The organism is Flavobacterium sp. B330r (assembly GCF_056824325.1).
The window spans coordinates 803,566-818,184 of the sequence record NZ_CP124860.1 but is presented as its reverse complement, the minus strand read 5'-3'; the positions used below and the strand labels follow the sequence as shown (position 1 = coordinate 818,184).

15 protein-coding genes are annotated in these 14,619 nt (G+C 32.0%); 10 read left to right on the top strand and 5 right to left on the bottom strand.

Annotated features, from left to right (window positions below; genetic code table 11):
• Positions 1-24: 24 nt before the first annotated feature.
• Positions 25-324 carry a hypothetical protein gene (locus tag QLQ95_RS03635; RefSeq protein ID WP_320493253.1) on the bottom strand — a complete coding sequence of 100 codons (300 nt, stop codon included), beginning with the start codon at positions 322-324 and terminating at the stop codon, positions 25-27.
• Positions 325-699: 375 nt separating this feature from the next.
• On the opposite strand from QLQ95_RS03635, the gene tgt reads away from it, so the two are divergent.
• The 10 genes from tgt to QLQ95_RS03585 all read left to right on the top strand — a co-directional run bounded on the left by tgt (position 700) and on the right by QLQ95_RS03585 (position 10,991).
• Positions 700-1,830, top strand: a complete 1,131-nt coding sequence (gene tgt / locus QLQ95_RS03630; protein ID WP_095931686.1) for a tRNA guanosine(34) transglycosylase Tgt — start codon at positions 700-702, stop codon at positions 1,828-1,830.
• Between the two features lie 98 nt (positions 1,831-1,928).
• Positions 1,929-3,017 carry an LptF/LptG family permease gene (locus tag QLQ95_RS03625; protein WP_095931685.1) on the top strand — a complete coding sequence of 363 codons (1,089 nt, stop codon included), beginning with the start codon at positions 1,929-1,931 and terminating at the stop codon, positions 3,015-3,017.
• Positions 3,004-3,894, top strand: a complete 891-nt coding sequence (locus QLQ95_RS03620; RefSeq protein ID WP_320493258.1) for a DMT family transporter — start codon at positions 3,004-3,006, stop codon at positions 3,892-3,894. The genes QLQ95_RS03625 and QLQ95_RS03620 overlap by 14 nt, the downstream gene beginning before the upstream one ends.
• Before the next feature lie 112 nt (positions 3,895-4,006).
• Entirely contained in the window at positions 4,007-4,960 is a 954-nt protein-coding gene (locus QLQ95_RS03615; RefSeq protein WP_095931683.1) for an acetyl-CoA carboxylase carboxyltransferase subunit alpha, read from the top strand.
• Between the two features lie 140 nt (positions 4,961-5,100).
• The gene (dnaB, locus tag QLQ95_RS03610) at positions 5,101-6,645 is read left to right on the top strand and encodes a replicative DNA helicase (RefSeq protein ID WP_095931682.1); all 1,545 of its coding nucleotides are present in this window, start codon (positions 5,101-5,103) and stop codon (positions 6,643-6,645) included.
• A gap of 134 nt (positions 6,646-6,779) precedes the next feature.
• The gene (locus tag QLQ95_RS03605) at positions 6,780-7,133 is read left to right on the top strand and encodes a hypothetical protein (protein ID WP_095931681.1); all 354 of its coding nucleotides are present in this window, start codon (positions 6,780-6,782) and stop codon (positions 7,131-7,133) included.
• A gap of 18 nt (positions 7,134-7,151) precedes the next feature.
• Positions 7,152-7,784 carry a hypothetical protein gene (locus QLQ95_RS03600; RefSeq protein ID WP_482502664.1) on the top strand — a complete coding sequence of 211 codons (633 nt, stop codon included), beginning with the start codon at positions 7,152-7,154 and terminating at the stop codon, positions 7,782-7,784.
• 22 nt (positions 7,785-7,806) lie between these two features.
• Entirely contained in the window at positions 7,807-8,598 is a 792-nt protein-coding gene (locus QLQ95_RS03595) for a sensor histidine kinase (RefSeq protein ID WP_095931679.1), read from the top strand.
• Positions 8,599-8,715: 117 nt separating this feature from the next.
• Positions 8,716-9,381, top strand: a complete 666-nt coding sequence (locus tag QLQ95_RS03590; protein WP_250837191.1) for a response regulator transcription factor — start codon at positions 8,716-8,718, stop codon at positions 9,379-9,381.
• Positions 9,382-9,731: 350 nt separating this feature from the next.
• Positions 9,732-10,991, top strand: a complete 1,260-nt coding sequence (locus tag QLQ95_RS03585) for an asparagine synthetase B (RefSeq protein ID WP_095931677.1) — start codon at positions 9,732-9,734, stop codon at positions 10,989-10,991.
• 1 nt (position 10,992) lies between these two features.
• Here QLQ95_RS03585 and QLQ95_RS03580 read toward each other — a convergent pair whose 3' ends face one another.
• The 4 genes from QLQ95_RS03580 to QLQ95_RS03565 all read right to left on the bottom strand — a co-directional run bounded on the left by QLQ95_RS03580 (position 10,993) and on the right by QLQ95_RS03565 (position 14,609).
• The gene (locus QLQ95_RS03580) at positions 10,993-11,796 is read right to left on the bottom strand and encodes an endonuclease/exonuclease/phosphatase family protein (RefSeq protein ID WP_095931676.1); all 804 of its coding nucleotides are present in this window, start codon (positions 11,794-11,796) and stop codon (positions 10,993-10,995) included.
• 68 nt (positions 11,797-11,864) lie between these two features.
• The gene (locus QLQ95_RS03575; RefSeq protein WP_172426959.1) at positions 11,865-12,032 is read right to left on the bottom strand and encodes a hypothetical protein; all 168 of its coding nucleotides are present in this window, start codon (positions 12,030-12,032) and stop codon (positions 11,865-11,867) included.
• 145 nt (positions 12,033-12,177) lie between these two features.
• Positions 12,178-12,846 (bottom strand): DNA-binding transcriptional response regulator, encoded by a 669-nt coding sequence (locus tag QLQ95_RS03570; protein ID WP_095931674.1) that lies wholly within the window; start codon positions 12,844-12,846, stop codon positions 12,178-12,180.
• An 8-nt stretch (positions 12,847-12,854) separates the two neighbouring features.
• On the bottom strand, positions 12,855-14,609 hold the full coding sequence (locus QLQ95_RS03565; RefSeq protein WP_482502661.1) for an ATP-binding protein: 1,755 nt from the start codon (positions 14,607-14,609) through the stop codon (positions 12,855-12,857).
• Between the last annotated feature and the right edge of the window lie 10 nt (positions 14,610-14,619).

The following is a 14,619-nucleotide window of genomic DNA, read 5'->3' as shown; positions in this document are numbered from 1 at the left end:
GCAAGATTTTATTTTTTTTACGATTTACTCTGTATCACCTTCGCTGTAGTAATTGTTTTCTTCATCTTCTGAACCAATATCTTCCTGTTCGTCATCTAATTCAGCCCCTGGAATATCCAAATCATTTCCAATTTTGTCGCTGTTTTGTTTCCATTCGTTGTCATTATTAATTATTCTTTCTCCAGAAATATCTTGAGGATCGATATCTTCTAATCTTTCTTCTTGATTGTAAATATCTTCGTTTGCTGTATAATCCATGTTTTCAAGGTTTTTCTCAATTTGTTCATCCTTGATATTATCTAATTTATCTTCCGAGTTAATCATGATTTCTAAAATTTTAGTTGAATATTAAAATTACAAAAAGAAAGAAATGAGTTTGTTATACTTTAATAGTAGGATTGTTGCAGTTTTTACATTCCTATTTTACCGATGAAATTTCTTTTAGAGCCGTTTGCGTTAGGGATAGGAGCGGTATACTTTTGCGATAAATGTCTCGTCTTAATTGAAATGATATTTTCTTGAGCAAAAGATATAGCGGATAGCCCGACCGTAAGGGAACGCCCAAATCAGGATAAGTTCAAATCTTAAAAATAGAATCTGAAATTAAGAAAATATTAGCTAAATTTCTAATTGACAAATTTTCTAATTCATAAAATTTCCCTGAAATTAAACTATCTTTGCCGACTGAAAAACGAATTTATGAAGTTTGATTTATTACAAAAAGATCCGCAGTCAAAAGCAAGAGCGGGTAGTATTACTACAGATCACGGAGTTATAGAAACTCCTATTTTTATGCCAGTTGGTACTGTTGCTTCTGTAAAAGGAGTGCATCAGCGTGAATTGAAAGACGATATTAATCCGGATATTATTCTTGGAAATACCTATCATTTGTATCTGCGTCCGCAGACAGAAATTTTAGAGAAAGCCGGAGGACTTCATAAATTCATGAACTGGGATCGTAATATTTTGACTGATTCTGGAGGATATCAAGTATATTCTCTTTCTTCAAATAGAAAAATTAAAGAAGAAGGAGTAAAATTTAAATCGCACATTGACGGTTCTTATCACTTTTTTACGCCAGAAAATGTAATGGAAATTCAGCGTACAATTGGTGCAGATATCATTATGGCTTTTGATGAATGTACGCCATATCCTTGCGATTACCGTTATGCACAACGTTCTATGCATATGACACATCGTTGGTTGGATAGATGTATCAATCATTTGGAAAAAGTACCTTATAAATATGGATATGAACAAACGTTTTTCCCGATTGTTCAAGGAAGTACTTATAAGGATTTACGTCGTCAGTCGGCAGAATATATTGCGAATGCAGGACAGCAAGGAAATGCAATTGGCGGACTTTCTGTTGGAGAGCCAGCTGAAGAAATGTATGCCATGACTGAGGTAGTTTGCGAAATTCTTCCTGAAGATAAACCTCGTTATTTAATGGGGGTTGGAACTCCAATTAATATTTTAGAAAATATTGCGTTAGGAATTGATATGTTTGATTGCGTTATGCCAACTCGTAATGCAAGAAATGGTATGTTGTTTACAGCAAACGGAACAATCAATATCAAAAATAAAAAATGGGAAGCAGATTTTTCTCCAATTGATGAAATGGGGCATACTTTTGTGGATACAGAATATACAAAAGCCTATTTACGTCACTTGTTTGCGGCCAACGAATATTTAGGAAAGCAAATTGCTACCATTCATAATCTTGGATTCTATATGTGGTTGGTTCGTGAGGCAAGAAAACATATCTTAGCCGGAGATTTTAGACCATGGAAAGAAATGATGGTTAAAAATATGAGTCAGCGTCTTTAAGAATTTAAAGTTTCAAGTTTCAGGTTTCAGGTTCTCTAGAGGACGAAATCCAACAACTTGAAACCTGAAACTAAAAAAACTTGAAACAATAAAATTATATGCTTTCAATAATAGATAAATACATCTTAAAAAGGTACCTCGGGACATTTTCTGTGATGCTTCTTTTATTTGCACCAATCGGAATCGTAATTGATGTTTCTGAAAAGGTAAATAAAATGCTTGAAAACAAGATTCCGTTTGGAGATATTGCCTTCTATTATTACAATTTCACAATTTATTTTATTAATTCGCTGTTTCCGATATTCTTGTTTTTATCGGTAATTTGGTTCACTTCAAAGCTGGCCAACAATACAGAAATTATTGCGATTTTAAGTTCTGGAATTTCATATACACGTTTCTTGCGTCCTTATATTATAGGTGCAACTATCGTTTCTATTTTTGTTTTGCTAATGGGATTTTTTATCGTTCCAGCGGCCAGTGAAGGCTATAATAATTTTAGATACACGTATCTGAAAGGTAATGGAAAGGAACTCATGCGTGGTGAAAATACCAATGTTTTCAGACAAATTAACGATCACGATTTTATTTTTGTAAACAGTTTTAACGAAGAATCAAAAACGGCCTTCAACTTTTCATTAGAACATTTTGAAAAAGAAAAACTGACTTATAAAATCACTGCAAGCCGCATAAAATGGGATCCTAAAAAGAAGATTTACGTTTTATACGATTATACTAAAAGAACCGTAGGAGAACTAAATGACGTAATTGAAAAATCTCCAGAAAAAAATGTTGCCTTCAAATTTGAATTGGCAGATTTAACTCCAGTAGTTTATATTGCCGAAACGCTAACTTTGGGTAAACTGATCGATTTTATTGAAAAAGAAAGAAAAAGAGGTTCAGGAAACATCAATACCTATTTGGTTGTTCTTTATAAAAAATACAGTATTCCGGTTTCAGCATTTATTTTAACTATTATTGCGGTTTCAGTTTCTTCTATGAAACGCCGTGGCGGAATGGGAATGAACCTTGCTATTGGAATTGCAATTGCGTTTTCATTTGTATTCTTTGATAAAATATTTGGTACACTTGCCGAAAAATCTACATTCTCACCTTTATTAGCTGTTTGGTTCCCGAATATTGTTTTCGGAATTTTAGCAGTTTACTTATTACGTAATGCGAAACGATAATTTAAAAAGTTATTTAAATCTACACTTAATTGTTTTTATCTGGGGTTTTACAGCTATTCTAGGCGCTTTAATTACAATTGATGCCGATAATCTGGTTTGGTACAGAATGTTGATTGCCATGATTTTTCTTGGCGGATTTATTGCATTTAAAAAACAATCTTTTCAAGTTCCGATAAAAGAATTTTTTAAATTGATTTTTGTTGGATTATTGATAGCATTACACTGGATTTTCTTTTTTAAAGCAATTCATGTATCCAATGTCTCCATTACGCTTTCCATATTTTCTTTAGGAGCTTTTTTCGCTTCTTTATTAGAACCTTTATTTTATGGAAGAAAAGTGCTTTGGTATGAAGTGTTCTTCGGACTAATAATTATAGCTGGTTTAGGATTGATCCTGCAAGTTGAAATAAAATATCTTACAGGAGTTTATTACGCTTTGGCAGCCATCATTTTAGGAGTTTTATTTACCTTAATGAATGGAAAATTAATTTCAGATCATGAACCTTCAGTAATTACATTTTATGAATTTGGAGCGGGCGTTTTCTTCATCACCCTTTATTTTTTATTTCAAGGAAAATTTACAGCAGATTTTTTCGAAATGTCTTTAAATAATTGGGTTTTATTATTGATTTTGGCCTCAATTTGTACGGCTTATGCTTTTACCGCTTCAGTAAAAGTAATGCAACGATTAACGCCTTATACCGTAATGTTAACGACTAATTTGGAGCCAGTTTACGGGATAGTTTTGGCTTATTTTATCTTGGGAGGAAAAGAAAAAATGAGTGTCGAGTTTTACATCGGAGCAGTCATAATCATCATAACAGTTATTCTAAACGGTGTTTTCAAACATTATCAGAACAAGAAAGAAAACTTGTAATAGTTTACTTATTTTTAAATTGCATTTTTATACTTTAAATAACAATTAACTTCGCCAATGATATAATATTTTTATATTTGCGGTTCGATTTACAAACAAAATTCAAAAATCCATGGAATATTTAGATTTTGAGCTTCCAATTAAAGAACTTGAAGAACAGTTAGAAAAGTGCGTTATTATTGGAAAAGAATCTGACGTTGACGTAACGCCGACGTGCAAGGAAATCAACAAAAAATTAGTAGAGACTAAAAAAGAAATATATAAAAACCTTACGGCTTGGCAGAGGGTACAATTGTCAAGACACCCAAATAGACCTTATACTTTAGACTACATTAGAGCAATCTGTGGAGATACTTTCTTAGAACTTCATGGAGACAGAGGTTTTAAAGATGATAAAGCAATGGTTGGTGGTCTTGGAAAAATAAACGGACAGTCGTTTATGATTGTTGGACAGCAAAAAGGTTACAATACAAAAACACGTCAGTACCGTAATTTCGGTATGGCTAATCCAGAAGGATACCGTAAAGCTTTGCGTTTGATGAAAATGGCAGAAAAATTCGGAATTCCAGTTCTTACTTTGGTAGATACTCCAGGTGCATATCCAGGACTTGAAGCTGAGGAGAGAGGACAAGGAGAAGCTATCGCTAGAAACATTTTTGAAATGGTTCGTTTGCAAGTGCCAATCATCACAATTATTGTTGGGGAAGGTGCTTCAGGTGGAGCTTTAGGAATTGGTGTTGGAGACCGTGTTTATATGTTAGAAAATACTTGGTACTCTGTAATTTCTCCAGAATCTTGCTCTTCTATTTTATGGAAAAGCTGGGAGTACAAAGAGCGTGCAGCAGAAGCATTAAAACTGACTTCTTCTGATATGAAAAAACAAAAATTAGTTGATGATGTAATTCCAGAACCATTAGGCGGAGCGCATTATGACAGAGAAACTACTTTTAAAACAGTAGCGGAATATATTACAAAAGGATATAACGAATTGAAAGACTTATCAACAGCCGATTTAATTGCCCAGAGAATGGACAAATACAGTAATATGGGCGAGTATAAAGAGTAAATTCATATTTAACGATTAAAAATCCGAAGCCCTGCGGTTTCGGATTTTTTTTTGGTTATGAACAAAAAAACAAATTTATAAACAACTTAATAGTTATAACTCGATAGTAGAATTTTTTTAAATTTTGCTACTTTCGCTATATGGAAAATTTCAAAAACTTAAACCCTGTTAAGGTCGACAAAACCACAATCATCAATCTAGAAAAAGGTAAGCTTCCTCCTCAAGTTATAGACTTAGAAGAGGCTGTTCTTGGTGCGATGATGATTGATAAAAAAGGGGTAGATGATGTAATTGATATTTTACAGCCAGATGCTTTTTACAAAGACGCGCACAAACATATTTTTGAAGCGATTTTACAGCTTTTTACCGAAACACAGCCAATTGATATTTTAACGGTTTCAACGCAGTTAAAGAAAAACGGAAAGTTAGATTTGGCTGGAGGAGATTTTTACCTGATTCAGCTTACGCAAAAAATTGCTTCTTCTGCCCACATCGAATTTCACTCGCGTATTATTCTTCAAAAATTTATTCAAAGAAGTTTAATTCGTATTTCATCTGAAATTATCGAAGAGTCGTATGATGAAACTACAGACGTATTCGATTTGCTGGATAAAGCCGAATCTAAATTATATGAGGTAACGCAAGGAAATATCAAGCGTAGTTCTGAAACCGCTCAGAGTTTGGTTCTTCAAGCGAAAAAACGTATTGAAGAAATCGCTGGTAAAGAAGGTTTGAGTGGTGTGGCAACTGGATTTGAGAAGTTGGATGAAGTTACTTCTGGATGGCAGCCTTCCGATTTAATTATTATTGCGGCTCGTCCCGGGATGGGTAAAACGGCTTTCGTCCTTTCGATGGCGAGAAACGTAAGTATTCAGTTTGGACATGCAGTTGCGATTTTCTCTCTGGAGATGGCGTCGGTTCAGTTAATTACGAGGCTTATTTCTTCTGAAACAGGATTGTCTTCAGAAAAACTAAGAACGGGTAAATTAGAAAAACACGAATGGGAACAGCTGAGTACTAAAGTGAAAAACTTAGAAAAAGCGCCATTATTTATTGATGATACACCTTCGCTTTCGATATTCGATTTACGTGCAAAATGTCGTCGTTTGGCTTCACAGCACGGAATCAAGTTAATTATTATTGACTACTTGCAGCTGATGACTGCAGGGGGAAGCGGAAAAGGAGGAGGAAACCGTGAGCAGGAGATCTCGACAATTTCTCGAAACTTAAAGGCTTTGGCAAAAGAGTTGAACGTTCCTGTAATTGCACTTTCTCAGTTATCGCGTGCCGTTGAGACCCGTGGATCTAGTAAACGTCCGCTTCTTTCGGATCTTCGTGAATCTGGAGCGATCGAGCAGGATGCCGATATTGTATCGTTTATTTATCGTCCTGAATATTATAAAATTGAAGAATGGGATGATGATGAAGCATCTTCGACACAAGGACAGGCCGAGTTTATTATAGCCAAACACCGTAACGGTGGTCTTGAAAATATTCGTCTTAAATTCTTAGGACATTTAGGTAAGTTTGATAACCTTGAAGAATTTACTGGAGGTTACGATGATTTGCCATCTAAAATGAATCACGATGATAATCCTTTCATAACGAAAAATTTACCATCTGCTAACGAAGCTTTCGGAAGTAATTTAAATGATGATGATGACGACAGCGATGTTCCATTTTAAAAGTTAAAAAGCCTTATTATTAAGGCTTTTTTTATGTTTTTATGTTAATCGTCTAATAAAAATCAGTAGTTTAGCTAAACCAATTACAAACTATTAGTTTTTTAAAAATTATTAACCAATAACAAATTTAAATTATGAATGAAGAAACCTTTCCAGGACCTATTCAGATTCCTGTAGCAACTGCAGACAAGTGGGAAAAGAGATATGACGACGATAAATCTGTCGAAGACTCAAAGAACAAAGTAAAAGCTTTCTTAATACCTAGAGAAAGTTTGAAAAAAGTGCTAGAACTTGATACAGAAGCGGTTTGGGCTTATTTGGGAATAAATGATCAAAATGAAAAAACATTACTTTTTGTAGGAGCCAAATACGATGAGAAAACTAAAAAGTGGATTAATGTCTACGGTAAAGGAGATGGAGTAGAAGGTGGCGAAGGAGCTGCTGATGACATTGTATACGATGGAACTAGACCAAGCCCACCGTATTAATTAAAGACTTTTTTAAGAATGGATGATTTTTTAATTTATTCAGGTTATTTGATTTTATTAATTAATCTAGTATTATATTCCATTAGCTTTTTCCGTAAGGAAAAAGCTAATGGTTTTTTTGTTCTTTATTTAGCATTTGCATTTTTAATGCAGATGTCAATGGAATTATTGTATCATTTGCATTATAATAATTTATTTTTAGTTAATGTTTTCATTATAGGCCAAATGATTTTATTAGGTCTTTTTTATAATTCGTTGATAAAAATTTTGAGCCAAAAAATATTTATAAAAAGTATTTTGTCAGTTGGAATATTAATTTTTTGCATCCAATTTCTAACAAATCCAAATGAGTTTTTAAAATTTAATTTATTTGCTATTACATTAACCTCTTTGTTTTGTGTCATTTTTGGCTTACTACATTTCTACAATATGCTTACCGAAAAGAAGGTTTATTATTATGTAACAATAGCGGTTATCTTTTTTATGTTAGGCTCTACTGTTTTGTATTTGATTGGAAATTTAACCTTGACATTAAGTTTAGAAGTTAAATATTTTTCATGGAAACTAAATGCTTTTTTATTTTTAGTTTATCAATTAGTTATATTATATGAATGGAAGGTAAGTTTTTCTAAAAAGTCTTTAGAAAACTAATTTGTATTATTAAAAATAGATTATGAACTCCAATTCAATCCCTGAAAAAGAATTAGTTGCTATTATATTATATATCTCGCTATTTTTTATAATTGTTGCAGTTGCGTTAATTATATTCTTTTATTTTTCTAGAAAAAAAATTATTCAAAAAGAATTAGAAAAGATAGAATTAATACTTCGATATCAAAAAGAACAGCTACATGCTATTATTGTAACGCAAGAGGAAGAAAGAAAAAGAATTGCTCAAGATCTTCATGACGATATTAGTTCAAAATTGAACATCGTTTCTTTAAACAGTCATTTGCTTACAGCGCCAAACCTTACAGAAGCAGAAACTGCAGAAATTACAGAAAACATAATTGCTTTGACCACAAAGGCATTAGACAATTCTAGAAAAATTGCGCATAATTTGCTGCCTCCAGTTTTTGAAAAATTTGGTTTAAGTGCAGGTATTGAAGAATTATGCGAAGAATTTGAATCGAGCAAATCGGTAAAAACGTATTATAAAAATGACATCGATTTTGATGAGAAAGACATAGACAGGCATTTGCATGTTTTTAGGATTCTGCAGGAATTAATGAATAATTCGATTCGTCACGGAAAAGCGTCAGAGATATGGATTTCTTTTGCCAATAAAGACGGAATAAATACTTGTGACTATATAGACAACGGCATTGGTTTTAATTGTTCAAATGCCGAAAACCAAAAAGGTTTAGGTATGAAAAATATCGATAGCCGAATATCATTTTTGCAGGGAACAATCGAAATTGACTCTGAAATTAATAAAGGTATTGTTGTAAATTTTACTTTTTAAGGCAAATTATGTGTTTTATTAAGGTTTTTGGTCAATAAAATAAAGGTATTTAGATTTTTTCTAATTCATATTTTGTAATTTCGACAAACCAAATTAAACGACCAAAACCAAAATAAGATGAATGCTTCTATTAAAATTGCTCTAGTCGATGATGAAATTTTGTTTAGAAAAGGAATTTCTTTTTTATTACAGAGAGAAGAAAATATAGATATTCTCTTTGAAGCCTCAAATGGCGACGAGCTTATTACGCAACTAAATGAAAGAGAAATAACGCCCGATATAATAATAATGGACTTAAAGATGCCGGTCTTAAACGGAGTCGAAGCCACAAAAATTATTAGAAAAACGTTTCCCGATATTAAAATTATTGCATTAACTAGTTACGATACCAAATCGTTTGTTGCCAATATGATTCAAGTTGGAGCAGTAGCTTACTTAATAAAAAATACCACTCCAAAAGATCTAATTCATACCATCAACGAAGTAGCAAAAAAAGGATTCTATTACAACGAAAATGTTTTAAAAACAATTCAAGAAACCATAGTTTCTCCTAAAAATACAAGAGGCGGTTTAGAAACCAATTTCCTTTCGCCACGCGAAATAGAAATTCTGCAATTAATTTGCCAGCAGAAAACTACAGCAGAAATTGCAGAACATCTTTTTTTAAGTCCAAGAACTATAGAAGGACACAGAAATAATTTATTACTTAAAACAGAATCGCGAAATATAGCTGGCTTAGTTGTTTATGCTATTCAGAATGAATTGGCAGTTTTAACAATCTAGAAAAATTATGCTGTCAAAAACTGAATTGACAGTACATAATATAATATGATTGTTATGACAAGAACGCATAGTCCTATTTTCTGAATTATATTCAGACCCTTTTGCTGGTTATTACTTTCATTAAACTTCATAGTTGGTTATTTTTTTTACAGCGATTAGTTTTATGAACCTGGGATAGCAAATGTATAGAGAATATTCTTCCTAATTACAGGTGTTTTTACCTGTTTTTTATGGTTTAAAAATCAAGTTTTCTTCAAGTTTTTTATTTAACATTCTTTATAAGTAAGAAAAGATTCTAAGTATTCCTTTTTTGCTGATGGCTTTTATATCTTTACTAAAATAATTTTCTGATGAATAAAAGTTTATTCTACCTTTTTATACTGTTAATGTCATTTAATGCAAAGGCTTCGTTTATCTTACTTCCGATGGACGAAACGACGCAACAAAATCATTTAAAAGCATACGGAATTACTTACTGGTGTTTGAGTAGAGATTATAAAGCAAGCTGGCTTTTAAATTATCGTGGAGGTTCTTTCTTACTTCCTGATGCTGATGAAATTAGAAAAGAATGTAAAATAAGAGGAGTTAGTTTTGAAGTGATTTCAGATAGTGAACAGGCTTCTATTTTAAACGAAATTTCGAGCCCTTCTCAAAATATGGAATCGGTTATTTTAGAGAAAGCACCTAAAATTGCCGTTTATACCCCAAAAGGAAAACAACCGTGGGATGACGCCGTAACTTTGGTTTTAACTTATGCCGAAATTCCTTTTACTCCCATTTATGATGAAGAAGTTTTAAGCGATCAGTTATTAATGTACGATTGGCTTCATTTGCATCACGAAGATTTTACCGGACAATACGGAAAGTTTTATGCGGCGTACAAAAATACACCTTGGTATATTGATCAAAAAAGAGATGCTGAAGCTTTGGCGACAAAATTAGGATATGCAAAGGTGTCTCAGGAAAAAGGAGCCGTAGCAAAAAAAATTAGAGATTTTGTAATTGGTGGTGGTTTTATGTTTGCTATGTGTTCTGCAACAGATAGTTTTGATATTGCCCTTGCAGCAGATGGAGTTGATATTTGCGAAGCTATGTTTGACGGAGATCCTAGCGAATCAAATTATCAGTCAAAATTAAATTATAATAATTCTTTTGCCTTCAAAAACTTTACTTTAGAAAGAAGACCAGAAGTTTACGAGTTTTCAGATATCGACATGACGACGAAAAGACGCATTGTGATGGAAAAAGATTATTTTACGTTAATGGAATTTTCTGCAAAATGGGACCCGATTCCAAGTATGCTATGTCAAAACCATACACAATTAGTAAAAGGTTTTATGGGACAGACCACTTCTTTTGATACGTCTTTAATAAAATCGAATATCTTGATTATGGGAACATGCGAATTAAATGGCGAGTCAAGATACATTCATGGAGAAAAAGGCAAGGGAATGTTTACTTTTTTTGGAGGACATGATCCAGAAGATTTTCAGCATCAGGTTGGAGATCCGCCAACGGTTTTAGATTTGCATCCTAATTCGCCTGGATATAGATTGATTTTGAACAATGTTCTATTTCCAGCTGCTAGAAAAAAGAAACTTAAAACCTAAATTAGTTAAGAGAAAACTCAAACCAGATCGGAATATGATCGGATATTTTTCTTGCATTTTGCAAAGAATCAAAATCTTCGTAGAATTTAATAATTCCAGAATTGCTAACGTGTAGATTTGATGTCTTATAAAAGATATTGTCAAATTCAGATGCAAGACAAATATTGTTTTTGCATTGCTGTTTCAGAGTAGTTTTTTGATTTTTTAATACAGAAGCATATCCGTTTTTTTTCAACGGATTAAAAACAGTGTGCTTTTCAGGACAGTTAAAATCGCCTAAGAAAACAAGATTTAGATCAGGATATTCGTTGGGTAGAAACTTGAAGTATTTGATTTCGGTTTCGGGTTGTTTTTTTTGCGTTATAGCATGAAAATTAACAAGAGTGATTGTCTTTTTATTAATTTCAAACGTAGCAAAGTAGGGTTCGCGATCAATTTCTACGCTATATTTTCTTTCTAGCCAAGGCTTAGTTTTCAATTTGGCTTTATTGGTCTTCCAAATAAAAGCATACCGTTCTGTTTTGTAACTGCTTCCAGAAGTAGGATCACTTATGCTGTAATCCCATTTATTTCCTTTTTGATTAAGCACTGTGGCAAGTTTTGCAATAGTTTGAGCACCTCCGTTTCCGGCAACCACTTCTTGAATTGCGATTATATCATAATTAGAAATTACTTTGGCGATATAATTTAAATGAGAATCAGATTTTGATTTTCCAAAGTTTTCGATATTCCACGATACCACTTTGGTTTGAGCAAAAGATATAAATGCAAATAATAATAAGACGAGGCTGAGCGTTTTTTTCATGAAAAATTTAATGGAACTAAGATATAAATCTTCTCTTCCAGCAATAATTAAGCCTTTCTTAAAATTAATTAATGTTTTTTATATCGATTTTTTAGAGCTGTCCCGATAATTATAATTTGTAAAACTAATAATGCTGGAATAAATATTATTTTCCAATCAATTTCTAGCCATCCAGTTTTTTCAGAAATAACTGCAAAGCTTATTGATAAAAAGAGGCAAAGTAGCATTGTTTTCATAAGGATTCTATTTTGTGTAGTATTAAGTCTAGAGAATATAATACTCGCTTTACTTTTTGGTTTCATTGGTAGGTTAATAGGTCATCACAAATTTAGGGGTATAAAAAGTGTTATCCTTACGGGAAACCGTAAAGTGTATAAAAAATTATACTAGCCCAAAATCTTTTGCAATAGCAATTAAATGCACATTATTATTAGCTTTAAAATAAATCTTCAACTTATTAATTCTTTTTTCTATACTGCTTGTTCCGTTAGGAGTTATAGATGAATCTTTGAACTCTCTAGAAATACTTTCTAAAATATGTCCCTGAGATAAAAGTTTTAAAATTGAGATATCGTAAGATTCAATTTCAATTAAAGCTTTATCATTAAAGTTAAAAGACAAATCAGAAGAAAGAATTTTTTCTTCGTTATTAAAAGTGCTTTCGATAGCATTTCTTAATTCAGAAATACTATTTCTTCCTTTTGTAACATAAGCATTAATGCCAAGTTCATTAAAAAGAGTTTTAATTCTATAACTTTTATCTTCTATAGAAAAAACTATTTTTTTTAGTTCTGGCTGTACTTTATTTACAGCTTCAACAAGTTCATCGCCACTATTTAAAGTTACTTTTCTATGATCAGATTTAAACGATAAGTCTGTAATCATTAAATCGTAAGGTTCTTTTTCAGCCAATGCCTTTTTTACTTTAAGTAATCCTTCGTCGCAATATTTCACGTGATGAATTACAGGAACTTGTAATTCTTCAAGTACTTGAACAACTGCAATGCTGATACTATCTAAATCTTCGGCAACTAAAACTTTTTTAAACATATATTTTCTTATATTGGAAATTTGAAATTTACTTTAAAACCATTTTCTGAATATGGGTCAAAATTAAGAGTTCCTTTTATTGTTTTAATACGGTTTTCCACATTTTGTAGTCTTTTTTCTAAAATAATATATTTAGGGTCGATTTTGCTGCCATTATCAGTATACAAAATCAGGATGTTTTTCCCTTCTTTTTTAAACGTTATGCTTGCTAGAGAGGCATTGTTGAGCGTTTTCATCTGATCGAGAATTTCTTGAAGCACGCGAAAAACGGTTATTTTCTTGACACGATCAATTTTAGACCAAGAAAAAGTATTTAAGCCATTTATAATAATACTTAGCTTTTGGCCGGTATATCCAGAAATCATTTCTTTAAGCTCACTTGCAAAATTTTCATTGGTTTGTATGGCATTATTTTCTCTCGAAATACTTCGTGTTTTGGAATAAATGCGGCTCAAGTAATTGAGAAATTGTTCTTTATTACTGATGTTTTCAAGGTTGTTGTTTTCGGCAAAAGATAAAGTTTCGTGAATGTCTTTTTCAAGGTCGTTTTCTAATTTATCAGAAATTCGAATTTCGTTTTTAAAAACAGCATCATTTTTCTCTCTTTTGCCTTTCAAAGTCAGGTAAAAAACTAGAAAAATGAATATAAAAATGGTTATTGATAATGCAATATAAGAGATAAAACTCCTGTTCTTTTGTCTTTGCATTTCCAATTTATGCTCTGCTCTTTGAATTTTAAGCTCTAAGTTTTCTTCTTTATCCTTTGTGAAATTATATTTTATAGTGGCAAATTGATTTTTTTGTGTTAAACGAATTTTATTAATACTGTCTCTAAAACGAATATAAATCTTAGAATATTTTTTTATATCATTTCCTGTACTGGTTCTTATTAAAGTTTCCAGAGCATACTTTTTTTGCTTGTAGGTATTTACAACGCACGAATGTTTATAAGCTGTTTCGGCATATTTTTTTGCCAAAGCAGGATTTGAACTTAAGTAATAATCAGAAAGGTTTGAATAACTATCTGGTAAGTTCTGTTTATCATTTAATTTAATTCTAGTTTTAAGAGCTTCTTGGTAGTAGGGTAGCGCTCTAGAATCATTTAAATTAGCATAAGAAATTCCTATATTGTTCCTCATTACTGCATAGTCTAATGCTTCATAATCTTTTAAAGAATTTGTTTTTTTCTTATTGCCATAATAACCAGTAGTGGTTAGTTGTTTATAGATTTTAATCGCTTTTTTATAATCACCCTGATACATGTAAACTAATGCAATATTAGCTAATGCATTTGCTTCCCTTCTTGGACTTGCATTTAGATTGTATGCTTTTTTAGCATATATAAGCGCATTGTCATAATCCTTTGTTGCAGAATAATTTTCTGAAATAATTTTGTATGTTTCCCAAGCAAACCTTGGTTTTTTTAGGTATTTAAGTTGGGGTAATACTTTAGTAGCGGTAGCCTCACTTTCCAGATAATTGCCTTCATATTGCTGAATTAGGGCTATAGAAATTAATGCGTCAACATAATCTATTCTGTTTTTTTCAGGGTCTGAAAGATGAATTATGGTGAGGTAATTTTTATAGGCCTTCAAATATTCATTTTGTTCAAAATCACGGTCAGCTATTATGGTCAGCCTTTTTATTTCTGCGGTATTGTCCGTTCTTTTTATAACTGCCGGAATTTCTTTTTCGCAAGAAGTCGGAATGACCAGCAGAAAAAGAACGGAAACTAAAATTGGAACAAAAGCAGATATTTTCATTTGAGGACCT

Excerpts from the sequence above, each read along its gene's own strand:
- dnaB (WP_095931682.1), top strand. The coding sequence starts at position 5,101 with ATGGAAAATTTCAAAAACTTAAACCCTGTTAAGGTCGACAAAACCACA.
- QLQ95_RS03605 (WP_095931681.1), top strand. The coding sequence starts at position 6,780 with ATGAATGAAGAAACCTTTCCAGGACCTATTCAGATTCCTGTAGCAACT.
- QLQ95_RS03620 (WP_320493258.1), top strand. The coding sequence starts at position 3,004 with ATGCGAAACGATAATTTAAAAAGTTATTTAAATCTACACTTAATTGTT.
- QLQ95_RS03615 (WP_095931683.1), top strand. The coding sequence starts at position 4,007 with ATGGAATATTTAGATTTTGAGCTTCCAATTAAAGAACTTGAAGAACAG.
- QLQ95_RS03590 (WP_250837191.1), top strand. The coding sequence starts at position 8,716 with ATGAATGCTTCTATTAAAATTGCTCTAGTCGATGATGAAATTTTGTTT.
- QLQ95_RS03625 (WP_095931685.1), top strand. The coding sequence starts at position 1,929 with ATGCTTTCAATAATAGATAAATACATCTTAAAAAGGTACCTCGGGACA.
- QLQ95_RS03570 (WP_095931674.1), bottom strand. The coding sequence starts at position 12,846 with ATGTTTAAAAAAGTTTTAGTTGCCGAAGATTTAGATAGTATCAGCATT.
- tgt (WP_095931686.1), top strand. The coding sequence starts at position 700 with ATGAAGTTTGATTTATTACAAAAAGATCCGCAGTCAAAAGCAAGAGCG.
- QLQ95_RS03600 (WP_482502664.1), top strand. The coding sequence starts at position 7,152 with ATGGATGATTTTTTAATTTATTCAGGTTATTTGATTTTATTAATTAAT.
- QLQ95_RS03635 (WP_320493253.1), bottom strand. The coding sequence starts at position 324 with ATGATTAACTCGGAAGATAAATTAGATAATATCAAGGATGAACAAATT.
- QLQ95_RS03580 (WP_095931676.1), bottom strand. The coding sequence starts at position 11,796 with ATGAAAAAAACGCTCAGCCTCGTCTTATTATTATTTGCATTTATATCT.
- QLQ95_RS03575 (WP_172426959.1), bottom strand. The coding sequence starts at position 12,032 with ATGAAAACAATGCTACTTTGCCTCTTTTTATCAATAAGCTTTGCAGTT.
- QLQ95_RS03585 (WP_095931677.1), top strand. The coding sequence starts at position 9,732 with ATGAATAAAAGTTTATTCTACCTTTTTATACTGTTAATGTCATTTAAT.
- QLQ95_RS03565 (WP_482502661.1), bottom strand. The coding sequence starts at position 14,609 with ATGAAAATATCTGCTTTTGTTCCAATTTTAGTTTCCGTTCTTTTTCTG.
- QLQ95_RS03595 (WP_095931679.1), top strand. The coding sequence starts at position 7,807 with ATGAACTCCAATTCAATCCCTGAAAAAGAATTAGTTGCTATTATATTA.